We start from the raw sequence: 26,026 nt of genomic DNA, 5'->3' as shown, positions 1-26,026 counted from the left end.
TAATATAATATATTTTACTTACACTCCTTATTTGAACATTTCACTTTATCTTTTCCAGCTTCTACTATTAGCTGTTTACACTTTGTACATTTTTTTCCAGTTGGTTTGCTCCAGAGAGCATTTTCACATTTTGGATATTGGTTGCAAGCAAAAAATGTCCTTCCTTTTTTACTTTTCTTTTCTACAATTTCTCCAGTTTTACATTTGTTGCATTTTACACCGGTTGACTTTGCAAAAGATTTTATGTTTTTACAATCTGGATAACCAGAACACCCTAGGAAAGGTCCAAATCTTCCGTGTTTCAAAGCCATTGGCTCGCCACATTTTTCACATTTTTCGTGTACCATTTTGGCTTCTTTTTTCTCTTCGCCGTCTATTGGTTGTGTGGTTTTACATTCTGGATAATCTGTACAAGCTAGGAATTTTCCAAATCGCCCAAGCTTAATTACCATTGGACTTTTACATTTTGGACATTTTTCTTTGGATTTTTCTTCAGTAATATCTTTTTTATCTACTTCTTTGGTTTTCTTTTCTAGATTTTTATGAAAAGGTTTGTAGAATTTTTTTATTAGTGGGATCCATTCTTTTTTTCCTTCTGCAATTTTGTCCAAATCATTTTCCATTTGAGCTGTAAAAGATAAATTCACGATATTTGGAAAGTGTTTTACAAGTAAATCATTTACTGTGAAAGCAATATCTTTTGGTTGTAATCTTTTATTTTCATTTCGAAAAACATAGCCACGACTTTCAATTGTGTTTATAGTTGGAGCATATGTAGAAGGTCTACCAATTTCATGTTCTTCTAAGGCTTTTACAAGTGTAGCATCAGAATATCTAGCTGGTGGTTCTGTAAAATGTTGCAAAGGATTTATCTTTGAGCATTTTAGTTTTTCACCTTCTTCTATTTTTGGAAGTGAGTCTTCTTTTGTAAGTTTTGGATAAAGTTTGAGCCAACCATTGAAAACAATAATTTGTCCGTTTACGCGAAAAGTGTATTTTCCTGCTGAAATATCAATTACGGTTTTATCTAAAATAGCTTCACTCATTTGTGTTGCAATAGCTCTTTTCCATATTAAGTTGTACAGTCTGTACTGTTGAGGGTTTAAAATTTTCTTTAGTGATTCTGGTGTGTATTTTGCATTTGTTGGACGAATTGCTTCGTGAGCTTCTTGTGCGCCTTTTGCTTTTGTTTTATACCTTCTTCCTCCGCTTGCATATTCTTTTCCATATTCTTTTGTCAAAAAAGTGTCAGTTTCTTTTATGAACTTTTCAGACATTGCCATAGAGTCTGTACGCATATAGGTAATAAGACCAGTCATTCCCTGACTTCCAAGTTTTACACCCTCATAAAGTTTTTGTGCTGTACGCATTGTTTGTTTTGCAGAAAAACCTAAAGTTTGGTTTGCTTTTTGCTGAAGTGTAGAAGTTGTAAATGGAGGTGGTGGAGACTTTTTTGCTTTTTTCATCTTTACAGATGAAACTACATATTTTTCTTTTTTTAAATCGGTGACAATTTTATCTACTTGTTTTTTGGTTTTTAGATCCATTTTTCCAACACGCTTTCCACTTATTGTGGCAAGTTTACCTGGAAATTCTTGACTTTTGTCTTTTGAAAAAAGTCCTGTGACACTCCAATATTCTTCTGGATTGAATGCTTTGATTTCTCTTTCTCTTTCTACAACTAAACGAACTGCTACAGATTGTACGCGTCCAGCACTTAGTCCACGCACAACTTTTTTCCATAAAAATGGAGAAAGTTCGTATCCCACCAATCTATCCAAAACTCTACGAGCTTGTTGGGCGTCTACTAAATCTTGGTTTATAAATCTAGATTTTTTTAGAGCTTCTTCAATAGCATGTTTTGTGATTTCGTGAAAAACAATCCGTTTTGCTTTTGCTGGTTTTATTTTTAAAATTTGTGCCAAATGCCAAGAAATAGCTTCGCCTTCTCTATCTCCATCAGTTGCAAATATAATTTCACTGCTATCTTTTGCGTATTTTTTTAAAGTTGCCACTACTTTTGCCTTGTCTTCAGATACTTCGTATTCTGGTTCAAAAGTATCACCCTTAATATCTATTCCCATTCTACTTTTTGGCAGATCTCGAACATGACCAAAAGAAGAGGTGACCTTATAACCAACTCCTAAATATTTTTTGATTGTTTTCGCCTTTGTTGGCGACTCTACGATTACTAGTTTTGAACTCATATAAAGTACAGGATAATTAAAAATGAGGATTTTGTCAAGGGTTTTACCTTAATACATAATTCATATTGCCTAGATTTTGGACAACTCCGCGGATTTCCATCATTATAAGTGTGCTACTTACAGTTGAATTTGGAAGTTCTGTTTCGCGAATTATTATATCCAAATGCTTTGGTTCTTCTGTTAAGCAGTTTATAATTTGCCCTTCTTCTGGGGATTCTGCTTTTGGTTTTTCTTTTTCTATTTTTTCTTTTTTTGTGATTTGTAAAATTTCAAAAATATCCCGCGGTGATGTTACAGGATGTGCGCCATTTTTTATTAAATAATTTGGACCTTCTGCTGTGATAGAAGTTATATTTTGAGGGATCGCAAAAACTTCTCTCGCAGAATCTAGTGCATATTGAGCTGTGATGAGCGAACCAGATTTGATGGGTGCTTCTATTACTAAAGTCCCCAAAGACATTCCAGCGACAATTCTGTTGCGTTTGGGGAATGAAAATTTAGTAGGTTTTGTGAGTGGAGGATATTCTGAAACTAAAGCTCCACCACATTCCAAAATATTTTTTGCCAATCCAACATGAGATTGTGGATAAATGGTTTTATTGTCTATTCCACCACCCAAAACTGCGATTGTATGTCCGTTTATTTGTAAAGTAGCTGTGTGTACTTCTTTATCTATTCCAAAAGCAAGTCCACTTACAATTGTCATTTCGTGTGCTATCTCTGGAATTATTCTGTGCACAACCTGCCTTCCGTATTGTGTATATTTTCTAGTTCCAACTACTGCTAAGTTTGGTAAATTATTTTTTAGATTTCCGCGTACAAAAAGTGCAAAAGGTGGATCGAAAACTTTTGAAAGTTCGACTGGATATTCTAGGTCATTAAAAATTATAACACGAATGTCTTCTTGAACAAGAATTTTGTTCAATTTGTCTTCATCTAATTTTTTTTGCCAATTTGAAAAAACTTCAATAAATTTTGGCGTCCAACCTAAAAGTTTAATATCTCCAGAATCCCAAAAATTTTTGGTAGAACCAAAAACTCTTAAAATATCGTTGTATTTTTTTAGGCTAAAGCTGGGGCAATGAGCCAGTAAAATTTCTATTTGCATTTTTAAAATAAATTTTCCACTTTCGCTACAACATCTTCTATTGTTTTTGAAAGTTTATTTTTTTCTAATATGTTGAACCTGCCTAAAACAAATTTTGGCGTATTTTGCATTTTCCTTTCATTTTTTACTGCAATACCAACTCTTACTCTTTGAAAATTTTCTGTACCGATTGAGTTTATAATAGACTTGATTCCGTTGTGTCCTGCGTGTCCACGATTTTGTTGAATTCTAGTATCACCCAAAAACAAATCCTTGTCGTCGTGAACCACAATAATATCTCGTGGAGGTATCTTATAATAGTGTGCTAATAGTTGCACAGATTGCCCAGAAAGATTCATAAAAGTCATTGGCTTTGCTAATATAATTTTTTCGTGATTTTCTGTAAAACCTGCTATTTCTGCGTTGAATTTTTTACTCAATTCCCACTTATTTAAACTATGAAGTTCTGCCATTTTTTCAAACAAACTATCTAAAACCATAAAACCCACATTATGTCGTGTTTTTTTATATTTTTTTCCTGGGTTGCCCAGTCCCACAATAAGTTTCATAATTTTTAATTATATAAAATAATCTTTTAAAATATTTATTTCCTTTCTGTCATTTCGAACCAAAGTGGGGCTTACCTGCCGGCAGGCGGGAATCCCTTAAACATTGATTTAAAAACATTCTCTTTTAGCGATAACATCAAAATGTTCTCACTTTACCTTTTGACACCAAAAGGTAATCAAAAGTGCCGAACTAATGATAATTCCCTGTCTGCTAGCGGGAAATTTCAAATATTCTGGAGGTTAGAAATTTAGAAAAGAACAGAAATTTATCATATGTTCAATTACATTTTTGCTTTACGCAATTTAATTATAATGGGTGTTCCAATAAAATTAAATTGTTCACGAAGTCTGTTTTCTATAAAGTTCATATAAGAACGGTGTAGTGAGGTCTTGTGTTTTATAGCAAGCTCAAAAACAGGAGGATTTTCGGCTATTTGTCTGAAACCTAAAATCTTTGGCTGTCTTGTTCCTTTTCCGCGAGATGGTTTGTGTTGTCTCGTCACACTTTCAATAAATACTTTTAGAGCACCTCTTGATATGAAGGTGTGTCTTGCGTCCCAAATTTTGATAAGTTCTGGAAAGAGTTTGTGAGTTTTCTCTCCACTCAAACCACTTGTAAAAACAATAGGTGCAAAATTTAGGTGAGGAAAGTGAGAATAAACCATTTTCTTTACATTGATTTGATTTGTTTGGCTATTGTCTTCTGCAAGATCCCACTTATTTACTATTATAATAACACTTTTTGCTCTTCTTTCTAAGAGTCCACCTAGTTGTCTATCTTGGGAAGATATGGGTTCAGAGCCGTCTAGTACAAATAAAACTAGGTCTGATTTATCTATATAATCTATACTTTTTATAATACCTTTTCTTTCTAAAAATCCTTTTACCCTTGCTTTTCTACGAATTCCTGCTGTATCTATAAAATTTAAGTTGTATATTTTGTCTTCGTCTCCTACTTTTTGTGTGTATGTGACAAGTGTGTCAAATGGTTCACGGGTTGTATGTGCCATATCACTTATAATTACCTTGTCTTCCCCGATAATTTTATTGAAAAGTGAAGATTTTCCAACATTTGGTTTTCCTATAACAGAAATATTTATAATATTTTCTATTTCATTATAATCTTTTGGTTTTATGTCTATTGCGTCTAGTATGTTGTAAAGTTTATCTAAAAAGTCTCCAACATTTCTACCACTTACAGCAGAAACAGGGAATGGAGCACCAAAACCAAGTTTAAACCAGTCTTTGTCAGCTCTTAAATCTCTTTCTATTTTTGTGCTGTCTACCTTGTTTGCCAAAAGCATTATTGGCTTGTCTTTGTAATTTCTTAAAAGTAGTTTTGCCAATTCTTTTTCTTGTGGCAAAATTCCTGTGTGTGCGTCTGTAATAAAAAGTATCACATCAGCTTCTTTTAATGCTTTTTCAGATTGTTCAATTATTTCTTCTTCTAGTAAAACATCATCTGTAAAAGTTAGACCACCAGTATCTACAAGTTTAATTCTTTGTCCGCGCCAAAGCATTTCCCCTTCATTTCTAGTTCTTGTTGTTCCTGGAATTTTGGATACAAGTGCTTTTTCTTGTTCTATTAGTTTATTGAAAAGAGTAGATTTACCAACATTAACACGACCAACAAGGGCAATGGTTGGTAATTGTTCGTCTATAATTTGTGCGGGTGTTGGCATATTTTCTATAATTCAAAGTCTGTTCCTAAGATGATAAGAATATCACTACTGGAGGTAAAAGTCAAGTTATTTGGTAGTTTTCTTATGGATATTCCTAGTTCTTCTTTTAACGCCTTTGCTGTATCTGTTTTTTGGTCAGATCCTATTATATATATACCACTTAATTGTTGTGGTCTCTCTGCAGTATTTCCAAGTTCACCGACATCAAAACCTTTCTTTTCTAATTTGTTTTCTAGTCTTGCTGCCATTCCTGCTATCCAAGTTCCATTTTGTATTTCTATTTTAGCATCGCTGTAATATTTTGGTGAATTTTGCTCTGCTACTATTTGTGGTTTTTGTGGCTGAGCTTCAAAAATATTTGCAATTAGATAATTTATTTCACCGAAATCTCCAGTTTTTGGCTGAAGCATATAAGCACCGTTTGCGCCGACTATATTTTTTAAGTATCCGTTTGGGCTATTGTCTAACACAAAAGTTTTTATATTTTTTGTGTCCAAATCTTCTTTTATAACTTTCATAAATGTTACGATATCAGCAAACTCCATGTTTGTGGTGATATGTCTGTCTAATGTTTTTATAATGTTGTAAATTTTGAGTGGGTTCGCGAGTGTAGAAAAAGAAAATACTTTTTCTTTTAAAGCTAGTATAACTTGTTGTTGTCTTCTTGCTCTAGCAAAATCTGATCCTTCGCCGTTGTTTCCGTGTCTAGATCTTGAATATTCAAGTGCAGTTTCTCCGTTCATTTCTTGTTCACCTTGAGCAAATGAAATTGTTTTATATAAATCGTCTTCTGCTGGATATTGACTATCTTTGAAAGCATTTTCAACGAAGACATTTACGCCTCCAACATCATCTACAATCTTTTCAAAAGCTTTAAAGTCTACTCGAATATAATATGGAATATCTATGTTGAAAGTGTCAGAAATAACTTCTGTTGCAAAAGCTCCGCCTTGGTTAGATTTTTGTTTTTCTCCAAAGTGGTTTGCGTGGTTTATCTTCCACCAACCTTCACCTTTTATATATACTCCCAAATCCCTAGGTATTGAAATCATTGCAACTTCTCCTGTGGATGGTTTTATACTTGCAATAATAATAGTGTCTGTAAGAAATGGTCCGTCGTGTCCTAAACCTCCCATACCCAAAAGCAGGATGTTTATTCTGTCATCTTTTTCCCCTTCTAGTTTTACCTCTTTGTTAAATACAAAATATTTTAGTCTTTGAAAGATTCCTTCAGGTCGAACAGGCTCTAGTGTTATAGGATCATAATCGTCTGGATTGTTTGAGCTGTTTGAAGTTATTGCGCGTGCTGTATAGCCACCCAAAAGTAGTAATACAAAAACAATCAAAAATAAAAAAAACTTGGAACGTTTTTTGCCAGGTTCTTGTTGATTTGACTCTTGATCCTCTCCTTGTAAAACAAAATTAATGTCAGTTCTCTGCATATAAGCTTATTATATGGGAAAAAATGGTGTTTGGCAATATTTAGCTCTGTATTTTATTATTTTATTGTTTTGTTGTATAATGTCTTTATATGCCAGAACAAATAACAGGAAAAACTTTATTGGGAGATATTCACCAAGAGTGGACTATCCAAGAATACGAGCAACAAAGCAGGAGCAGGCTTTGGTTTATTTTAATTATTTCATCTGGTTTAGGAATGGTTGTCGTCGGTGTTATTACGGGTAATTTTCTTTTTTCTTTGATTATTATTTTATTTTCTATTATTTTGTTTCTTCAGGCTCACCAACAGGCTCCACAAATTGAGTTTAAAATTTCAGAGTTGGGTATTATTCTTGGTACAAGATTTTATTCATACTCAGAGTTGACAGAATTTTTTATTGTTTACAACCCTTTGGAAGATGTGAAGACTTTGTTTATAGAAACAGAAAGTGCATTGCGTCCAATTTTAAGAATTCCACTTTTAGATGAAAATCCACTGGAGATAAAACAAATCTTGAGTCAGTATTTGGCAGAAGATATAGAAAAAGAAGAACCTTTGTCCGATAGGTTGGCTAGAAACTGGAGACTTTTGTAAAACAGTAAAATAGGAAGAGTAAGTAGTTTAAACTAAAAAAGAAAAAATATTCACGTCATCCTGAGCAAAACGAAGTGGAGTCGAACGGATCTCGTTTTAAAAACACTAAACAAAAAACACAAGGAAACTTGTATTTTTTGTTTCTAGAACATATTTAATATCTTTTTTCTAAGTCAGTTTTATTATATTTTGAGCGAAAATTTTATAAAAAAGTAAGGAATAATATTTTTATACCGAACTTGTTTATAAAATTTGTAGTCAAAATAGAGTGAGATTAAATAGGAAAAAGATGTTGAATAGGTTCTTATGGTTGACTTTGTCATGGTTTTGAGGTATAATTGGACTGTTCCAGATATAATTTGCTCTCGTCGTTCAACGGATAGGACACTAGTTTGCGGAACTGGGGATGTAGGTTCGATTCCTGCCGAGAGCACAATAGAATAGAAAATATAAGAAATAAGCAGATTAGGCAGATTGAGTAAGAGACAAAAAACTAGTAGAAATACTGGTTTTTTTGTTGACAAAATCTAGAAAAAATGATAAGTTTATTTAAAGTTCTTTACAATTTATGAAACTGCAAAAAGGAGGTGCACAGTGAAAATCGATACATTAAAAAAAAGATTGTGGTTAGATTTTGTATCTATACGCCGTAATATTTATGATGAAGAGTTTGAAAAGGCAAAAAAGAAATATGAAGATCAAGTAAAAGAAGAAAAAGCTTCTTATGAATTAAAAATAGTAAGACAAGAAAATCAAAGATTGGAAATATTAAAAAAAATAGAAAAACAATCTAAAAAAAATAATATGTTTTTAATTTTAAACAAAAATGATATTAGAAATAAGATATTGATTTTATCTATAATTCCTTTTTTTTGTTTTTATCTACCTATTTTTCTTGTAATTTTTCAAAGTATTTTATCTTTTGTCTTATCTTTTGTTTTGTTGGTTTTTATTTTTTTTATTTTGTTAAACTTTTATAACAAAGAAAATATACAAAAGTTTGTACATGTGTCATGTGAAAATAATTTTGAATATAAAGAATTTAAACCAAATGGAGTTTTTTGTGCGGTATCATTTAATCCAAATAAATTTAAAGATGAGTTTGATAAAAATTATTATGATTTTGCTATTGAGCATAATAAAAAAAGACTTAATGAGTTAGAGAGTGATTTGTTTGGTAATGATAGCGACTATCAAAAACAATATAAAAGAATTGAGTTTAATTTAAGTGAGGTTGTTCGTTTGAATGAAGTTCTTTCGGTGCGGAAAAATGAATACCAACGCTTAAACAGAAAGATTCCTAAACATATAAATTTGGCTATTTATGCGGTTAATAAATATAATGAACATCTTTTAAGAGAGCAGGTTATTTTAAGAGGTTTTAAAATTGACAAAGAAGAGTATATTAGTAAAACAAGAGTATCTTTAGAGGTTTTTCAGCAAACTACTTTGCCAGATTTGAAAATTATGGAAGATGTACGAAAGTTGGTTGGAGATATTCAAGAAATTAGTGATGAAGTTGATAAAATATTGGAAAAAATGTCAGGAGAAATAGCAGGTGAATTAGAAAAGATACGCCAAGAAAGTGAAGATATTGTAAGACAAGTTGATATTAAACTGGCATTAACTGTTTCTGATTTTTCTGAAGGATTAGGGTTGGATGAATTAGGCTCTGTTTTAGAAGAATTGGTTGATGTTGAATTAGAAGAGTTTAGTGTTTAAATAATAAATAAATTAGTAAGAATACTGGTTTTTTTTGTTGACAAAATTGGAATAAAATGGTAGATTTATTTAAAGTTCTTTACAATTTATAAAATTACAAAAAGGAGGTAAGAGTGGAAAAATCTTTTTTATTAATTAGTGAAAGATTACATAGAAAAATGGTAGTTAAAAGTGGGATTTTGTTTGGAGTGTTATCTTTAGTTTATTTATTATTACCTATTTTTAATGTTAATACTTATTTTTATGAGTTATGTTTACTTAATTCAAGATTTTATTATATATCTAATGTAATTAATACTTATATTCCAGCTTCTTTCTTTTTTGTTTTTTGTATGTCTGTTTTGTTTGTTGATATTTATTTTTTGAATAACTCTTTTACTAAAAAGATATTTTTTAAATCTTTTATTTATGTTATTAAAAATAGTAAAATATTTTTTAAATCTTTGTCTAACAAGGTTTAAAACCAGTAGAAATACTGGTTTTTTTATTTGTAAAATTTTTTGCAGATGTTAAAATATATAAGCGACAGATCTATTGTTGGATAATTTTTCGCCAAAATTTCTATATTTCGGCTATAACTTGATAAAAATTATTCAATAGTGCTATGGCAATACCTCATAATTTTTATCTTCGTTTCGCTCGAAATATAAAAATTTTCATCAAAAAATTATTTAACAATAAATCTTGTGAATATAACTTTAGAAACACCAATACAATCTTTGAATAAAATTGGGGATAAGTTGAGGAAAAGATTTGATAAATTGGGCATAAAAAATGTCCGTGATTTGTTGCGCCATTTTCCATTTCGTTATGAGGATTATAGTAAAATCGTAGAAATAAAAGATGCAAAAGTAGGGGAGGCAGTGACGGTAAAAGCAAAAATAGAATTGATAAAAAATAAGAGGAGTAAAAGGAAGCACACTTTTTTGACCGAGGCTTTGATTTCGGACGATAGTGGGCGAATGAGGATTTTGTGGTTTGGTCAGCCTTTTATCGCAAAAACTTTAAATGTAGGTGATGAAGTTTATTTTTCTGGAACTCCAAGTTTGGATAGACTTGGAATTTTGTTTGCTGGGCCTATTTATGAAAAGGCGAGTGAGGAGCAGACAAAACATACTGCTAGAATAATTCCAATTTATCCTTCTACTTTTGGATTGACTCAAAAGCAGATCCGTTATTTTGTGGGGCAGGTTATAAAATTGGCAGAGAAAATTGAAGAGTGGTTACCGCAGGAAATTTTTGATAAGTTAAATTTATTTTCCACAAGCGAAGCTGTAAAAGGTATTCATTTTCCAGAAAATAATGAAAATTTGACAAGTGCAAGAGAAAGGTTAAAATTCGATGAATTATTTTTACTGCAACTTCGTGCAAAATTTATTCGTGATCAAAATAAAAGTTTTCAAGCGCCAAAGATTTTATTTAAAGAAGAAAAGATGAAAAAGTTTGTAAAGTCATTACCGTTTGAACTGACTGAGGATCAACGAGTGGTTTCTTGGGAGATTTTGAAAGATTTGCAAAAAGACTCTCCAATGAACAGAATGCTTCAGGGAGATGTAGGAAGTGGAAAAACCGTGGTTGCGGCAATTGCTGGTTATAATACAATTTTGAACAAACACCAGACCGCTATTTTGGCACCAACAGAAATTTTGGCAAAACAGCATTTCAATTCTTTTCAGAAATTTTTGGGAGATGTGAATATTGCTTTGTTTACGAGAACAAATAGAATTTTGAAAAATAGTGAGGGCGAAGCCGTTTTTTCCAAAGCAAAAATGATAAAACTTATAAAAAATGGTGAGGCGGATATTATAATTGGAACCCATACACTTTTGGGGGATAAGGTGGAATTCAAAAAACTTGGGTTGATAATAATAGATGAACAACATAGATTTGGAGTAGAGCAGAGAAAAACTTTGAAGGAAAAATCTGGATTGAAAGATAGAATGCCACATTTTCTAACCATGTCTGCAACACCAATTCCCAGGTCTTTGGCTTTGGTGCTTTGTGGGGATTTGGATATTTCTACAATTACGCAAATGCCAAGTGGTAGAAAACCGGTGAAATCTAGAGTAGTGAGCGAACAAAACAGGCATAAAGCTTATGATTTTATTCGCGCGCAAGTGGTGGGCGGAAGGCAAGTTTTTGTGATTTGTCCGTTGATAGAAAACAAAGATGGCGAAGGAGATGAGAAAAAATCTGTACTAAATGAATATGAAAGGTTGTCAAAAAAAGTTTTCCCTGATTTAAAAATTGGATACCTTCATGGTAAACTAAAAGCCGGTGAAAAAGACAAGGTAATGAAAAAGTTTTCGAGCGGAGATTTGGATATTTTGGTCTCTACATCTGTGGTAGAAGTGGGTGTGGATATCCCAAATGCGAGCGTTATGATGATAGAAGATGCAGACAGGTTTGGGCTTGCACAGCTTCATCAATTTCGTGGTAGAGTTGGGCGAAGTTCCCATCAATCTTATTGTTTTGTATTTACAAATAGTAAATCTGAGAAATCTTGGGAGAGGTTGGATTTTTTTGAAAAAAATAGAGACGGTTTGATGATTGCAGAGTTCGATTTGCAAACTCGTGGACCTGGACAAGTTTATGGTAAAATTCAAAGCGGTCAGCTAGATTTTAAATTTGCTTCTTTGACTGATACAAGAATTATAAATTTGTCTAAAAGTTTGGTGGAGGATTTAGAAATTTTAAATTATCCAACATTAGTTGAAAAATTAAAAGAATGGGAAAGAGGGGTCCATTTGGAGTGAGTATTTTCACGTCATCCTGAGCGAAGTCGAAGGATCTCGTCTTTATTTCATCTAAACATTCTTTTTTGACGATAACATAAAAATGTTCTAACCTTACCTTTTGACATTAAAAGATAACTAAAAGTGCTGAACCAATGATAATCTCCTGTCTGGCATGCAGGAAATTTCAAATGTTCTGGAGGTTAAAAAAATAAAAATATTTTAAATTAAACCATATGGATGTAAACAATATTCCGATCGCATTAACTTATGATGATGTCTTGATTGTTCCGCAGAGATCTTCTATGAGATCTAGAAGTGAAGCTGACACCTCAACTTGGCTTACAAAACAAATCTCACTGAGTGCACCGATAATAAGTTCAAATATGGATACTGTGACTGAGTCCGAGATGGCTATAAGCATGGCACGGCTTGGTGGAATTGGAATTTTACATAGGTTTATGACGATAGAAGAAAATGCAGAAGAGGTAAAAAGGGTAAAACGTGCACAGAATTTTGTAATTTATGAGCCTTATACTATTGATCCAAATAAGACAGTAAGTATTGCAAAACAGGTTATGGCGAACAATGGTGTGACAGGACTTCTTGTCTCAAATGGCGATGGACGACTTTTGGGTGTTTTGTCCAAGCGCGATATTTTGTTTGCAGAAGATGATGGTTTGCTTGTGCGAGACGTGATGACACCTCGAGATAGACTTGTGGTAGGGGATGCATCTACAAATCTAAATGAAGCAAAAAGATTACTAGCTCAACACAGAGTGGAGAAGTTGCCGTTGGTAGATATGAATAATTCTATCGTTGGGTTGATTACAAGTTGTGATATAAAAAATTTGATTGATTATCCTTATGCAAATGTGGACAAAAAAGGTAGGTTGATTGTGGGTGGTTCTATTGGTGTTCACGGAGATTACCTTGAAAGAGCGAGTGCTTTGATAAATGTGGGTGTTGATGTTTTGGTGGTAGATATTGCACATGGTCATTCTGAATTGATGTTTAGTGCAGTTCGTAAATTGCGCGAGCAGTTTGGTGATGTTCAGATAATTGCAGGAAATACAGCGAGCGCTAAAGGTGCACGAGAATTGTGTGAAGCAGGAGTAGATGGAATTAAGGTTGGTGTTGGCCCAGGAACTATTTGTATTACTCGTCTTGTGGCTGGTTGTGGAGTTCCGCAGTTTACCGCTGTGGCAGAATGCGCCAGAGTTGCCAAAGAATATGGTGTGCCGGTAATTGCAGATGGTGGAATCCAAAAATCTGGGGATATAGTAAAAGCACTTGGAGCTGGAGCAGACACTGTGATGCTTGGTGGAATGCTGGCAGGTACAAAAGAAAGCCCTGGAGTTGTAATGTCTAGAGCAGGGAAGAAGTTCAAAGTTTGTCGAGGAAGCGCGAGTTTTGCGGTGGCACAAAGAAGAAAAAAAGTGAATCAGGAAAGTAAAAAATTGGGCGATGTGGTACCAGAAGGAGTGGAAGCTGTCGTACCATTCAAAGGTCCTGTGGGAGATATAATTGGTCAGCTTGTTGGCGGACTTCGCTCTGGAATGAGCTATACAAATTCTAGAACTGTGGGTGAGCTACAAAATAACGCAGAATTTGTAAGAGTCACAAACGCAGGATTGAGAGAAAGTGGTGCACATGATTTGATTGATGTGAAATAAAAAAGTATTAATTAATATTTTTATTTAATTATTTAAACAAAAAACAGACTAATTGGTCTGTTTTTTGTTTTTTACTTAATCTGCTTAATTTGCTACCTCAAGTATGCCTTATCAATTCCTGAATATTTTTGACCTCTATTAATTTCACACCTCCTTGAACACTTTTTTTGCTCTTTGCTATTATAGCTCTTTTCATGCCGAGATTTTCGCATTCTTTTATTCTTTTTTCGGTTTGGCTTATATTTCTTATTTCTCCGCCCAGTCCAACTTCGCCAAAAGCTACCAAATCACTTCCCAATTCTTTGTCTTTAAACGAGCTTGCAATCGCAAGGCAGACTGCAAGGTCTACTGCTGGTTCTTTGGCTTGAACACCACCTACAATATTCAAGTGAACATCATATTCAGACAAATTTAAACCTGCTCTTTTTTGTAAAACCGCTATCAAAACATGAAGTCTGTTTAAATCGAAACCACTAGATTTGCGGACTGGATATCCAAAAGATGTTTTGTTTACAAGTGCTTGAACTTCTACCAAAATTGGTCGTGTGCCTTCGAGAAGGCAGGTGATTACACTTCCAGAAGTGGATTCACCGCGATCTTCTATAAAAGTTGCAGAAGCATTTTTTACCTCGCACAAACCTTCGTTTTTCATTTCAAAAATTCCAATTTCATTTGTAGATCCAAATCTATTTTTGATTGTTCGTAAAATTCTATATGCGTGGTATCTGTCTCCTTCCAAATACAAAACTGTATCCACCAAATGTTCCAAAGTTTTTGGTCCGGCAACATTTCCATCTTTTGTGACATGCCCAATAATGCAGATTGCTGTGTTTGTGCTTTTTGCCACTTCCAGCAATTTTGTTGTGCAAGCTTTTATTTGGTTTACACTCCCAAGTTCACTCTGTGATTCGCTTGAATAAATTGTTTGTATAGAATCTATTACAGCAAGTTTTGGTTTTTTATTTTTTATGGTTGCACAGATTATTTCTACACTTGTTTCATTTGCTAATTCCAAAGTGCTGGAAGTTATCCCAAGTCTGTCTGCACGCAATTTAATCTGTCCAATAGATTCTTCTCCAGAAAAATAAATTGTATTTGGAACAATGTTTGCCAGCTGAATGGATAGGGTGGATTTACCAATTCCTGGCTCTCCGCCAAGCAAAATCAAAACTCCTGGTACAATTCCGCCTCCAAGTACACGATCAACTTCAGAGATGGTTGTGCTAAATCTTTGAATTGATGTTCCTTTTATTTCTGACAATTTTGTGGTTTTTGTTGGGACTGCTGTGATTTTATTTTTTTGCTCTTGCACTGAGTTTGTGGTTTTTTGTTCTACAGAACCCCATTTACCACATTCCAAACAACGCCCAGTCCATTTCTGGTACTGGGCGTCGCAATGCGAGCATGTGAATAAAGTTTTTATTTTCATTTGTAAAAATCCTTTTTATATTATCTAGAGTTTGTAAATTGTCTTAATTTTTTTTCTAAAATTTGCAAATCTCTCTCTTTTCTATATTTAATACATTCCGGTCCATAATATTCAAAATGCATTGAATCTGTTCGGAATGGGTCTCCCCAGGCCCATCCTCCCCAATAAAAATTGTTTGTTTCGAAAATTCTAATCCATTCATCAGGAAATGAAGTAAAAGGTTCGTGATGGCCTGTAGTTAAGTTTAAATTAAAAACATTAAAACATCCATTTATTTTATTTTGTATTCTATCATACATTTTATATGGATCAGTAGTTAAGTCAAATCCAGCATCAGTATTAAAATCTCCATTTTTAAATTTATCTAAAGTTTTTTGATATTTATTACAGTAATCCGTATGGTTTATTTTTCTACTACCTGTATATTCTTTTAATCTTATATCCCAATTACTTCTAGTCATTATATCAATAGTTAAACCTAAAACATGAGTATCTTGGAGTATATTTTCAGTAACTTCACCTGTTTTTCTTTTTACACCTATACGTCCAGTTACTGACGAAATAATTCCTCTACCATCATTATTACCTGTTAAGTCAGGCACTTTCCCATCTTTATAATCGCGCATATATCTCAAATAACCTTGTATCTCGACATCTGTACTAGCTAAAATTTCTTTGGAAACCTTTTCCCACGCACTTATAGCGTTGATATTAATTTTAGAGGTTCCTAATCCATTAAGTATGTCAATTCTTTTTATATCTGGTTCATCACCAATGTTTTTTCCATCTAAAAAGTTTTTATAAATACATTGTGCTATATCACCACTTAATTTTGGAGGGGCACCTATAGATCCTGTAAATTTACCATCAAGACCTAATGAGTCTAAATCCAAATGATCACCTAATGGTATCCAAGCTGGAAACGGCTCAGGATTTACAAATTGAACCTTCAATCCATTAAATTCAACTAAGTTTGGGTTAATTGTGTAAAGTAGTGTATAAGAACCAACTAGTAATATTAAACCAGTTACAGCTCCGGCTATTCTTTTTTTAGCTTTATTTATTGTTTCCTTACTATCTCCACCTCCAGAAGATGTTATATTTCCAGGTATCATCCACTGAAGCCCTGCCACAATAATCATAATTACAGCAAAAATACTTCCAGCTGCAACCGCAAATTTGTAAACTGCGGAAATATATTCTCCCAAAAATGGAACTACAAAATATTTTGAACCGTCATCGTCTTCAACTGCTTTCAAACCTTCTCCAGAAAAACTCAATCCAGGTATTTTTATTTGAAGTTGTGGTTTGTTTAAAATTGCTTCTATTTCGCTAAGATTATTTTGAATAAAAGATTGTGTGGATGTTTTTGGCGACACATCTAAACCAATCCATTCACAATTATTTACTGAAACTTTTGGTTTATCTTTTAAAATATAAGTATCATTACAACTCGATGATCCAGGTGAAAAACCTAATAAAGTTATATCTTCAGTGATGCTTTCTAAAACTCTATTTGTTTCAGAACTAGTACACGTGCATGTATTAATAATAGCACTTGAATTACGACAAGAGCTAAATTGTGTATTATTTAATTTTGTAGAACATCTAGAGTCTGTAAGTGGTAGTAATGCCCCTCCTTTACTCTTATCTCTTAATCTTGTTAGTTCTACTTCTGCACGAGATTCAGAATTTGTAAGTGGGGATATTATGTTTGTATCACACAAACAAGAGCTCCTATCACTATTTGCACTACAATTTGTCAAAAGTCCTCCACTTGTTGGCGGTTCAAAAACAGTTGCTGTTCTACAATCTTCTCTTTTTTGTGAAAGTTCGGTGATTGTGTATCGGCCACTGGCTCCTTCTACATTACAAGCACAAAATTGTGCGGGTAGTGTATTTCTTATACTATCCGCAACACTAACAATACCTAGTTGTTTTATGGGAGCTTCAGTATTAGCTGTTTGTGTAATTCGGAAATCTGGATTTATTCTATAAACTTCATAATCTAAACTAGCTTTCGCAATTCCAAAAGAAAAAAATAATAAAATTAATCCTATTACAAAAGAAAAAATTAAATAATTTTTTGAAATATTTTTCATATTATAGTCCTAAAACATTTTTCCATTCATCTCTAGATTTTGGTGTTTGAAGTTGCACATCGTTCAAGAAAAAAGTTGGTACAGCTTGCACATGCAAAATAGTTGCCAAGTCTCTATTTTTTTGATTATAAATTTCAGCTTCGCCAGAAGCTAAACATTTGTTTAATTTAGTTTCGTTTAATTCTATTGTTTCAGAAATTATATTTAAAATATCTATATTTAAATTGTTTTGATTTGCAAAAGCAAGATTTTTGAATTCAGCAAACTTTCTTTGTTTGTTTGCACAATATGCATAATTATTTGCCAATTCACTTTTATGTGTACTTATACTTTTCCAAATAATTTTTATACTGTTTGGGTATTGTAGCAATATATCATCTAGCATTTTTGATTGGGTGCTGCAAGCAGGACAGCTAAAATCTTCAAAAGCAACTAATGTAATTGGGGATTTCTTATTTCCTAAAATTGGATCTTCTGGGAAAAGTTGTGCCATTTGTCGAGGAATGTCTAGCGGTTTATTTCTGTCATAAACTGGTTCGTATTGCACTATTCGCACAAATAAAGCAAAAGAAACTACAGCAATTGCTGGAATGAAAACTAAAAAAAGATGTCTAGTTTTTATCATATTGAAATACTAAATAAACCTGATTCAAATTTGTCTGTAAAATAAAGCGTACCACCATCATTGGATAAAAATATTTTGTCGATGCTGTGGATTTCATCCATTTGGAGTGGTGTTTGAAGTGTTGTTTGTGTATCTATTCTTATCAATGTGTATGTGGCAGTGTTTGCTAAATCTGAACTAAAACCACTACCAACTGGAAGGTTGTTTGGAACTGCACAGTAAAGGTTTCTTTCGTCTCCAAATGCACATTTGTCTGCCCAAGTATTTATGCCGAGCATTTTTCTGTTTGAGCCTATATTACCAACCTTACTACTCACTACCCATAATTCTGGTTTGTACTGGCTTCGTGTACTGTAAACACTGTATAAAAGCTTATCTCCACTTGGCGACCAAATAGATTCAAAACCTCTTCCTTCTACAATCATGGATTTAAAATTTTCTCCATTTTGACCAACAAAAAATACTTCTTGTCTGTTTGCACCTGCGACTCCACCAGCTAAACTTACTCCTATTATTTGTTTGTTTGGTGACCAGTCTACGGTTACTTTATCAGCATTTTCTCCGAGTGATTCTATTAAAGTTACATTATTTCCATCAGCATCGCTACTCACGAGCCATCTATTTTCTGGTGAAATTCCTATACTTTTTGCAACTATTTGGTCACCTTGTTTGGAAAAAGAAAAGTCTTCCCAATGTTTTGGAAGTGTTCTTTGTACTTCTGTATCAAAGTTATAGTAAATATTTGAGCCGTCCGGATATTCGATGATGGATTCGTTGTTTACTCCAGACCATACGACATTTTCTACATTAAAAAATACTTGTTCACTCATTTCTACTGTTTCTCCATTTTGTGAAGTGTAAAATTTTCCGTCTATTGTATTATAAAAATTTACATCGCCATTTGAGTTTATCTTTGGGTTTATGAGATTTTCTGCAACAACTCTTGTAACCTCTCTTATTCCAGAATCTGGCAATTCTGTAGGTCTTATTACTATTGCACCTCCAACTTCAGGTGTGGTTGTGTCATTTATTTCCTTGTCATCGCTTTGTGCAAAAGATCCTCCAGACGGTAATTTTGTGGTATCGGTGACAGTTTTATCTGGTGGTATTATTGTTGGTTCAGAAGATTTCCAAAAAATAGAATACATAAGATATCCTATTCCTATTACAGCTACTGAAAATATCGCTATGAAAATTATACGCTTTTTGTCCATATTTTTATTTGTGATATGTAGTAATTAAATTATAACACACTCTTTAGTCTTATTTTTTAAATTTTATTATTTTGGTTTTGCGCCTGTAACTTTTTTTAGTTTTTTTTCTGCATCAGGGATTTTAACTCCATATTTTTTAGCTTTTGAAATAGAATAAGTTATAAGCACATCGGCTGTATTCGCTGGAATAGTAGAGAAAAAGCCTTCTAAAATTACATCTAAACCACTAACCATTACTGTGGTAGATTTATTAAATTTTTTTACCCATTTAAATATAAAAAAGGATATACCAAAAGGCCAGCTAATAACTAATCCAACATAAGGAATAATAGATGCTATGTCTGCTGCAATAGCACAAGGTAGCCAAACTATTAATTCTATATTTGTAAATTCTTTTTTTCCTTCTTTCTCTTTCTTTTCCTTCTTTTCTTTTCCTCCTTTCCTCTTTTTAACATCTTCTTTTCCATTTCCTTTTTTAGATCTTAATCTTTGTTGGTTTTTACTTTGTTGAAATTTTTTAGATCTTTCCTGATCGCTCTCTTTTGGAGTTTTTTCTTTTTCTTGTTTTTCTTTCTTTTTTTTGTCTAGCTCTTCTTTTTCTTCTTCTGGTTTTGGCTTAGAAAATGGCTGGTATGGTTTTTCTCCTGGAGTATCTTCTTCATCTTCCTCATTTTCATCCGGTTCTTCTGTAAAAGATGATTCTTCTTGTTCTTCTTCTTTTTCGTCTCCACCTCCAAATTCTGGACTAAGTTGTTCATCTGTTGCAAAATCAGGATCAGTTGTTTGTTTTGGTCTGTGGTCTCCAAAACCAGCTTTTTGTTTTATGGCTTTGAAAGCTCCAGAATCACTAATTTTTTTGCCAGTATCCTTTATTTTATTTCCAGCATTCATTATTTTTTTTTGTGCCATCGCAGGAGTATATTGTTTTGCAATTGTTTTTGTTGTTCCGAGTAAATCTTTCATGCTAAAACCTTTCATATTCGATAACACATCTGCAATTGCTCCACCAGCACCCATACTCCTCAAAGCTACAGCAACAATTGGCAAAAATTCACCACTATCAAAAATAGAACGCGTAAGACTCCCACTTTTTTTAAGTTGTCCTGCTGTTACGGCAGTTGCCATACTTTGTGTTTAATTTATTTTTTCTGTCATTTCGAACTAAAGTGAGACCTGCGCGCCGGCAGACGAGAATCTCTTAAGCGTGATATATGAGTAAAACTTTTATTTAAATTCAAAACTAAGTTTTTCTCACCTTACCTTTTGCTGCCAAAAGGTAGTTAAAACCGCCGAACTAATGACAATTTTAGGCTTAATTTCTTATAAATATTTATTTGGCTCGCCGCAATTCGCTACACTCACTATCCTTTTGTATTCTCAAAAGGACCATAAATATTTATAAAAAATTAGTCCAAAAATTTCAAATGTTCGAGAGGTTTAGGATAGGAAGAGAACAATATGATAAAAAACTGAAGTCGGAAGCCTGGAGTCTAGCTGCTATCTAAAATTGAATCAACTGCTTGCGCTACATCCAAACATTCCTGTGTAAATAGTTTCGCTTGGTTTTTTATCACAATTTCATTTACAGTTCCAAATCTTTTTTCCAAATTTAGTAGATTTAAGGCTGTTTCTTTTGCAAAAAGCTCTACCAATTTATTATAATTTTCTGCAATTTTGTTAAAATCTTTTTCTTCTGCGGATTTTATTAAATCTATTTTTACTTTATTCAACTCATAGTCATTATTTTCTTTTTCAACCTGAATATCAGCACCACTATTTTGGAGTTTTGTTTTTTGTTTTTGCAGTTCTACTGCCCAATTTTGTGAAGTATTATCCATTTTAACCGACAAGCTAATTATGAAGTACTTTTAATTATTATTTTAAATAATAATTAAAAACTTTTTTTATGTAATCCTAATGTTTAATTTAAAAATTTTATCTTCGACTCACAAAATCTTTAAATTTAAAACCCAATCCTTCTCACTTTACCTTTTGTCACCAAAAGGTAACCAAAAGTGCCGAACGGTTGACAATTTATGGCTTAATTTTTTCTAAATATTTATTTAACTCACCGCAGTTCGCTAAATTCGTTATTTTCTGTATTCTCAGAAAACCATAAATATTTATAAAAAATTAGTCCATAAATTTCAAATGTTCAGGAGGTTGGGAGTTAGAAAAGGACAGAATTTTTTACACAAGTTCGTATTTTCCTTCTGAGATTTGTAGTGAATATGTATCCTGTTCTGTTTTTTTATTTAGAGCATTTATTAGTAATTCTTGAATTGTCTGAGTGACTTTGCGTTCAATATCTCTTGCTCCAAAATCTTCTGAATATTTATTTTTTGCTAATTCTTTTAAAGCACCACGACTTACTACCAAATTTATTTTTCGTTTATCTTGCAATTTTTTATTGATGTCTATTATTTGTTTTTCAATTATCTGCTCTATGTTTTTTTGACTTAGCTGGTTGAAAATACAAACAGAATTTAAACGACTCAAAACATCTCCACCAAAAGATTTTTTTACTTTATTGTGAATTCGTCTTCTTTTTTCTTCGTCTAGTGTTTTAGATACATTTTTACCAAAACCAATTTCTGTGTTTTTGTATAATTCTGCTCCCACATTTGAAGTTAGAATTATTATAGAATGATTGAATTTTACTTTTTTTCCGGAGCTGTCTGTGATTTCTCCTTCGTCCAAAATTTGAAGTAGTAGTTTACGAACATCTGGATGAGCTTTGTCAAACTCATCGAAAAGTACTACAGAATAAGGTCTTTTTTTGATAGCTTCTGTAAATTTATTTCTACTGTCGTGCCCAACATATCCAGCAGGAGAGCCTAGGATTTTTGAAATGCTGTGTGATTCTGAAAATTCACTCATATCTAGTTTGATAAGAGATTTTTTGTTGTTATAAAGTGTTTGTGCAAGTATTTTTGCTGTGTAAGTTTTACCAACTCCGCTTGGTCCCACAAACAAAAATGACGCAAGTGGTTTGTTTTTATTTCCAAGTCCTAGATAACTTTGACTAAGTTTTTGCTTTATTTCTTCTACAACATGAGTCTGTCCTTTTATGTGTTGGTTCAATTGTTTTGAAGTTTTTTCTACTCTTTGCCAGTCGTCTGCAAGTAAATTCTCTTTTTCTATATTTAATCTTGCGCTTAAAACTTCTGCAATATGCCCAACTTCAACTTTTGGAAGATTTCCAGTTTTTTTGTTAAATTTTTGTTTTTTTAGTTTTTTAATTTTTACTTTAATATCTTTTTCCGATTTTTTCAATTCTCCGGCAAGTTTAAATTTTTCTTGTGATATTGCTTTACTTTTTTCTTCTTTCAAATCACTAAGTTCTTTTTTAAAATTATGAATTTTTTCGTCTATTGGATTTTTCAATTTTGTGCGAACAAAAGCACAAGCCTCGTCTATTAGGTCTATTGCTTTGTCTGGTAGGAAGTTTTCGTGAATAAATCTTGTTGAAAATTCCACAGCTTTTTCTATCGCAGAGTCTGTAATGTCCACATCATGAAATTTTTCGTAATGAGGTTTTATTCCGTGTAGAATTGTTTTAGCTTCCTCGATACTTGGCTCATCTATTTCTATAGATTGAAATCTGCGTTCTAGTGCAGGATCTGTAGATATGTATTTTTTGTATTCATCTAATGTGGTAGCACCGATACAGCGCAATTTTCCGCGAGCGAGTGCTGGTTTTAAAATGTTTGCTGCATCCATTGTTCCTTGGTTTGAGCCAGTTCCTATTATATTGTGGAGCTCATCTATAAAAAGAATATATTTTGAATTTGCAGAAATTTCGTCTATTACCTGTTTTAGTCTTGCCTCAAACTCTCCTCTGTAAATTGTTCCAGAAATTAATAGTGTAAGATCGAGTGAGAGTAATTTTTTACCTCGCAAATTGTATGGCACATCTCCATCTGCAATTCGTCTCGCAAGACCTTCAATAATTGCTGTTTTTCCAACCCCAGGCTCTCCAACTAAAACCGGATTATTTTTTGTTCTACGAGAAAGTATGTGAATAATTCTAGTTATTTCTTGTTCGCGACCAACTACAGGATCTAGATTTTTTTGAGAATTTTTATGAGTAAGATCTGTTGTAAATTCTCCTAGTATAGAATTTTTCCTTTTTTTATTTTTTCCTTTTTTTGTTTTATTTTTATTAAAATCTCTAGAATTTGCAAGACGACTAATTTGCTCTAAAGTATTTTTTACATCGTCCAAATTTGGAAATTTGTTTGTACTTTCCAAAACTATATCAATTTGTTCTTCAGCTGTTTCAATACTTACTCCAGCTTGCTTTAGAATGGATTCAATATTTACATCTTCACAGTTTACAAGTCCAAATAGTAGGTGTTCTGTGCCAACATAAACATGCTCTTCTTCATAAGCCAAAAGCATTGCTTTTTCCAAAGCTCTTTTTGCTGTCTCACTTAGTTCTGGAATTTTTGGTTTTTTTGTTTCTTTATCTTTTTCTGTTTTTGGAGTTATGGAAAGAAGATTAAAAATTAATTTTTTATCAACTTTTAATTTTTTGAGAATTTCTATCCCAACAGAACCTTTCTCTTCTGCAAGCGCAAAAAGAAGGTGAGCTGGACTAACCTCACAATGGTTTAAAGTGGTGGCGAGAGTCAATCCGCCAGTAATCGTGTTTCGGAGGTGTGTTGACAGATTTTCCAAAAATTGTTCAGATTCAATCATAGTAAGTGTGATACAATAATGTTATTGTTTAATATTAAAAATATAGTCTTTAAGAGATTTATATATAAAATATAACAAAATTCACTATATAATTCAAGTAAATTTAGAAGTATGAGGTTCAATAACAAAATTTTCAAAGCATATGATATTCGTGGGTTGGTAAATGGTGATTTGTCTGCCGAGTTTGCGTATAGGGTTGGGAGAGCTTTTGTCGTTTTTTTGAAAAATAAAAATATAGATTTTTCTGGTAAAAAAATAGTGGTTGGAAAAGATATGCGTGAGACAAGCGAAGAGTTTGCAAATGCGGTGATAAAAGGAATAAATTACGAAGGTATTGATGTGGTAAAAATTGGCCTAACGAGTACACCACTTTTTAACTTTGCATGCGCGCATTATTCGGAGCATGTTGGTGGAATTATGGTGACAGCAAGTCATAACCCTTCAGAATACAATGGTTTCAAAATTACACAAGAAAATGGTTTGCCGGTTGGAAAGGTGACTGGAATGGATGAAATAAAAGATTTAGTTTTAAATTATGAATTTAAAGATGCGGAAGAAAAAGGAGGGGTAGAGGATAAAAGTATTTTTGAAGATTATAAAAATTTAATTTTTTCACTTGTTCCAAAAGAAAGTATTAAGCCACTTAAAATTGTGGTGGATGGGGGAAATGGGATGGCAGATGTTTCTATTCCAAAAGTTTTGGCAGAGTTGCCAATAGAAGTGGAGTATATGTATATGGAGCCAGATGGAACTTTTCCAAATCACGAGGCTAATCCTTTGAAAGTAGAAACATTAAAAGATTTACAGAAAAAAGTGGTAGAAGTTGGAGCGGACTTTGGCTTTGCTTTTGATGGTGATGCAGATAGGATTGGTTTGGTGGATGAAAACGGGGAAGTGGTACCAGCATCTTTTGTTGGTGGTTTGGTTGGTTTGGAAGTTTTAGCGAAACATCCAAATTCTGTAATGCTTTATGACTTGCGCCTAAGCCAATCTGTAAAAGAAATTTGGGAGGAGAATGGTGCAAAGACTCAAATGTGTATGGTAGGTCATGCTCTAATTAAGGATCTAATGAAAAAAACAGGAGCTGTTTTTGCTGGTGAGTTATCCTTACATCTTTATTATAGTGATGTTTATGATTTAGAATCTACAGATTTATCTTTGCTTTACTTTTTACATATTATGTCTCGTGAAGGTAAAAAACTTAGTGAATTGATAAAACCATTCAAAAGATATGTTCATTCAGACGAGATAAATTTTGAAGTAGAAGATAAAGATGGTGTAATGAAAAAAGTAGAAGAGAGTTTTAAAGATTCTGCTTTGGAGACTTCATATTTGGATGGGTTGTGGATGAGATTTGATTGGGGTTGGCTTAGTTTACGAAAATCAAACACAGAGCCGGTATTAAGATTGAATTTGGAGGCGAGAAACAAAGAAGAAGTTAAAGATAAGGTTGAGGAGTTGAAAGTATTTTTATCTTAATTTTTTTACGTCATCCTGAGCGAAGCCGAAGGATCTCGAGATAGTATCACTTTCCCACACGTCATCCTGAGCGAAACGAAGTGGAGTCGAATGGATACCCCAATTTAAATCACAAAATATAAATTTATATTAAAACATTGGCTTCTCTATCATGTTGAACCAAAGCGAGACCTACCTGCCAGCAGGAATCCTTTAAACATTGATTTAAAAATATTCTTTTTTAACGATAACATCAAAATGTTCTCACTTTATCTTTTGTCACTAAGAGGATGTTTAATTAATAACTAACAATTAACAAAGAACAAAAAGAAAGACGAGCTAATGTTTTATTATAATTATTTATGTTTTAGTTATTTTATCTCGAGATCCTTCGACTATCGCTCAGGATGATGTAAGATTATTTTTGTTAATTGTTAATTTGTAATAATAAATTAGTTTAATTAGCCTGTCCCGCAAGCAGGAAATTTCAAATGTTCGGGAGGTTAGAAATTTCGGACAATTAGAACATCTTAATCGTTGACAAAATCATTAAAATATGGTTTAATGTTTTAAGGAACTATTGCCAAATAGTTTCTTTAGATGGGGATATAGCTCAGATGGCTAGAGCGCTTGCATGGCATGCAAGAGGTCGGGAGTTCGAGTCTCCTTATCTCCACAATTTAGTATAACCCCACAACTCATTTTAGCCCATAATTTATAAAATTTAACTAAAAGCAATTGTGGGGTGATACTAAGTTCTCTACAAAACCAAGGAGGTTTT

The 26,026-nt window shown here is 32.8% G+C and carries 17 protein-coding genes and 2 tRNA genes; 7 read left to right on the top strand and 12 right to left on the bottom strand.

What is annotated here, in order from left to right:
* Window positions 1-14: 14 nt before the first annotated feature.
* The 5 genes from topA to L3J07_02900 form a co-directional block, all read right to left on the bottom strand.
* The gene (gene topA, locus L3J07_02920) at window positions 15-2,207 is read right to left on the bottom strand and encodes a type I DNA topoisomerase (GenBank protein MCF6276775.1); all 2,193 of its coding nucleotides are present in this window, start codon (window positions 2,205-2,207) and stop codon (window positions 15-17) included.
* Window positions 2,208-2,250: 43 nt separating this feature from the next.
* Entirely contained in the window at window positions 2,251-3,315 is a 1,065-nt protein-coding gene (dprA, locus tag L3J07_02915; protein ID MCF6276774.1) for a DNA-processing protein DprA, read from the bottom strand.
* A gap of 2 nt (window positions 3,316-3,317) precedes the next feature.
* A complete protein-coding gene (gene pth / locus L3J07_02910) occupies window positions 3,318-3,863 on the bottom strand; it encodes an aminoacyl-tRNA hydrolase (protein MCF6276773.1) in 546 nt (181 codons plus the stop codon).
* Window positions 3,864-4,144: 281 nt separating this feature from the next.
* Window positions 4,145-5,545, bottom strand: a complete 1,401-nt coding sequence (gene der, locus L3J07_02905) for a ribosome biogenesis GTPase Der (GenBank protein ID MCF6276772.1) — start codon at window positions 5,543-5,545, stop codon at window positions 4,145-4,147.
* Between the two features lie 5 nt (window positions 5,546-5,550).
* Window positions 5,551-6,987 (bottom strand): LCP family protein, encoded by a 1,437-nt coding sequence (locus tag L3J07_02900; protein ID MCF6276771.1) that lies wholly within the window; start codon window positions 6,985-6,987, stop codon window positions 5,551-5,553.
* A gap of 89 nt (window positions 6,988-7,076) precedes the next feature.
* Here L3J07_02900 and L3J07_02895 point away from each other — a divergent pair, with 89 nt between their 5' ends.
* The 5 genes from L3J07_02895 to guaB all read left to right on the top strand — a co-directional run bounded on the left by L3J07_02895 (window position 7,077) and on the right by guaB (window position 13,713).
* The gene (locus L3J07_02895) at window positions 7,077-7,580 is read left to right on the top strand and encodes a hypothetical protein (protein MCF6276770.1); all 504 of its coding nucleotides are present in this window, start codon (window positions 7,077-7,079) and stop codon (window positions 7,578-7,580) included.
* Window positions 7,581-7,941: 361 nt separating this feature from the next.
* Window positions 7,942-8,013, top strand: a tRNA-Arg gene (locus tag L3J07_02890).
* A 161-nt stretch (window positions 8,014-8,174) separates the two neighbouring features.
* Complete coding sequence (locus L3J07_02885) at window positions 8,175-9,302, top strand: hypothetical protein (GenBank protein MCF6276769.1); 1,128 nt, start codon at window positions 8,175-8,177, stop codon at window positions 9,300-9,302.
* Between the two features lie 686 nt (window positions 9,303-9,988).
* Window positions 9,989-12,058, top strand: a complete 2,070-nt coding sequence (gene recG / locus L3J07_02880) for an ATP-dependent DNA helicase RecG (protein MCF6276768.1) — start codon at window positions 9,989-9,991, stop codon at window positions 12,056-12,058.
* Window positions 12,059-12,273: 215 nt separating this feature from the next.
* Window positions 12,274-13,713, top strand: coding sequence for an IMP dehydrogenase (gene guaB, locus L3J07_02875; protein MCF6276767.1), 1,440 nt, complete (start codon window positions 12,274-12,276; stop codon window positions 13,711-13,713).
* Window positions 13,714-13,810: 97 nt separating this feature from the next.
* Here the strand turns inward: guaB and radA are convergent, their stop codons facing one another.
* The 7 genes from radA to L3J07_02840 all read right to left on the bottom strand — a co-directional run bounded on the left by radA (window position 13,811) and on the right by L3J07_02840 (window position 23,787).
* The gene (gene radA / locus L3J07_02870; GenBank protein ID MCF6276766.1) at window positions 13,811-15,142 is read right to left on the bottom strand and encodes a DNA repair protein RadA; all 1,332 of its coding nucleotides are present in this window, start codon (window positions 15,140-15,142) and stop codon (window positions 13,811-13,813) included.
* A gap of 20 nt (window positions 15,143-15,162) precedes the next feature.
* The gene (locus tag L3J07_02865) at window positions 15,163-17,244 is read right to left on the bottom strand and encodes a hypothetical protein (protein MCF6276765.1); all 2,082 of its coding nucleotides are present in this window, start codon (window positions 17,242-17,244) and stop codon (window positions 15,163-15,165) included.
* Between the two features lies 1 nt (window position 17,245).
* The gene (locus L3J07_02860) at window positions 17,246-17,869 is read right to left on the bottom strand and encodes a DsbA family protein (GenBank protein ID MCF6276764.1); all 624 of its coding nucleotides are present in this window, start codon (window positions 17,867-17,869) and stop codon (window positions 17,246-17,248) included.
* Window positions 17,866-19,083, bottom strand: coding sequence for a hypothetical protein (locus L3J07_02855; protein ID MCF6276763.1), 1,218 nt, complete (start codon window positions 19,081-19,083; stop codon window positions 17,866-17,868). Before L3J07_02855 ends, L3J07_02860 begins: the two co-directional genes overlap by 4 nt.
* 66 nt (window positions 19,084-19,149) lie before the next feature.
* The gene (locus L3J07_02850; protein MCF6276762.1) at window positions 19,150-20,208 is read right to left on the bottom strand and encodes a hypothetical protein; all 1,059 of its coding nucleotides are present in this window, start codon (window positions 20,206-20,208) and stop codon (window positions 19,150-19,152) included.
* 365 nt (window positions 20,209-20,573) lie between these two features.
* Window positions 20,574-20,921 (bottom strand): hypothetical protein, encoded by a 348-nt coding sequence (locus L3J07_02845; GenBank protein MCF6276761.1) that lies wholly within the window; start codon window positions 20,919-20,921, stop codon window positions 20,574-20,576.
* A 352-nt stretch (window positions 20,922-21,273) separates the two neighbouring features.
* Window positions 21,274-23,787, bottom strand: a complete 2,514-nt coding sequence (locus L3J07_02840; protein MCF6276760.1) for an ATP-dependent Clp protease ATP-binding subunit — start codon at window positions 23,785-23,787, stop codon at window positions 21,274-21,276.
* A 111-nt stretch (window positions 23,788-23,898) separates the two neighbouring features.
* Between L3J07_02840 and L3J07_02835 the strand changes: the two genes are divergently transcribed.
* Window positions 23,899-25,266, top strand: coding sequence for a phosphomannomutase/phosphoglucomutase (locus tag L3J07_02835; protein MCF6276759.1), 1,368 nt, complete (start codon window positions 23,899-23,901; stop codon window positions 25,264-25,266).
* Between the two features lie 581 nt (window positions 25,267-25,847).
* Window positions 25,848-25,921, top strand: a tRNA-Ala gene (locus L3J07_02830).
* Window positions 25,922-26,026: the final 105 nt, after the last annotated feature.

This window comes from Candidatus Magasanikbacteria bacterium, from assembly GCA_021648085.1.
In the GTDB taxonomy this organism is placed as follows: domain Bacteria; phylum Patescibacteriota; class Patescibacteriia; order Magasanikbacterales; family UBA922; genus JAKITS01.
Note: the sequence above shows the minus strand (reverse complement) of the source record. Positions and strands in the feature narration are given on the sequence as shown.

Excerpts from the sequence above, each read along its gene's own strand:
- L3J07_02840 (MCF6276760.1), bottom strand. The coding sequence starts at position 23,787 with ATGATTGAATCTGAACAATTTTTGGAAAATCTGTCAACACACCTCCGA.
- L3J07_02860 (MCF6276764.1), bottom strand. The coding sequence starts at position 17,869 with ATGATAAAAACTAGACATCTTTTTTTAGTTTTCATTCCAGCAATTGCT.
- L3J07_02900 (MCF6276771.1), bottom strand. The coding sequence starts at position 6,987 with ATGCAGAGAACTGACATTAATTTTGTTTTACAAGGAGAGGATCAAGAG.
- L3J07_02850 (MCF6276762.1), bottom strand. The coding sequence starts at position 20,208 with ATGGCAACTGCCGTAACAGCAGGACAACTTAAAAAAAGTGGGAGTCTT.
- L3J07_02835 (MCF6276759.1), top strand. The coding sequence starts at position 23,899 with ATGAGGTTCAATAACAAAATTTTCAAAGCATATGATATTCGTGGGTTG.
- topA (MCF6276775.1), bottom strand. The coding sequence starts at position 2,207 with ATGAGTTCAAAACTAGTAATCGTAGAGTCGCCAACAAAGGCGAAAACA.
- radA (MCF6276766.1), bottom strand. The coding sequence starts at position 15,142 with ATGAAAATAAAAACTTTATTCACATGCTCGCATTGCGACGCCCAGTAC.
- L3J07_02865 (MCF6276765.1), bottom strand. The coding sequence starts at position 17,244 with ATGAAAAATATTTCAAAAAATTATTTAATTTTTTCTTTTGTAATAGGA.
- L3J07_02845 (MCF6276761.1), bottom strand. The coding sequence starts at position 20,921 with ATGGATAATACTTCACAAAATTGGGCAGTAGAACTGCAAAAACAAAAA.
- der (MCF6276772.1), bottom strand. The coding sequence starts at position 5,545 with ATGCCAACACCCGCACAAATTATAGACGAACAATTACCAACCATTGCC.
- L3J07_02855 (MCF6276763.1), bottom strand. The coding sequence starts at position 19,083 with ATGGACAAAAAGCGTATAATTTTCATAGCGATATTTTCAGTAGCTGTA.
- dprA (MCF6276774.1), bottom strand. The coding sequence starts at position 3,315 with ATGCAAATAGAAATTTTACTGGCTCATTGCCCCAGCTTTAGCCTAAAA.
- pth (MCF6276773.1), bottom strand. The coding sequence starts at position 3,863 with ATGAAACTTATTGTGGGACTGGGCAACCCAGGAAAAAAATATAAAAAA.
- guaB (MCF6276767.1), top strand. The coding sequence starts at position 12,274 with ATGGATGTAAACAATATTCCGATCGCATTAACTTATGATGATGTCTTG.
- L3J07_02895 (MCF6276770.1), top strand. The coding sequence starts at position 7,077 with ATGCCAGAACAAATAACAGGAAAAACTTTATTGGGAGATATTCACCAA.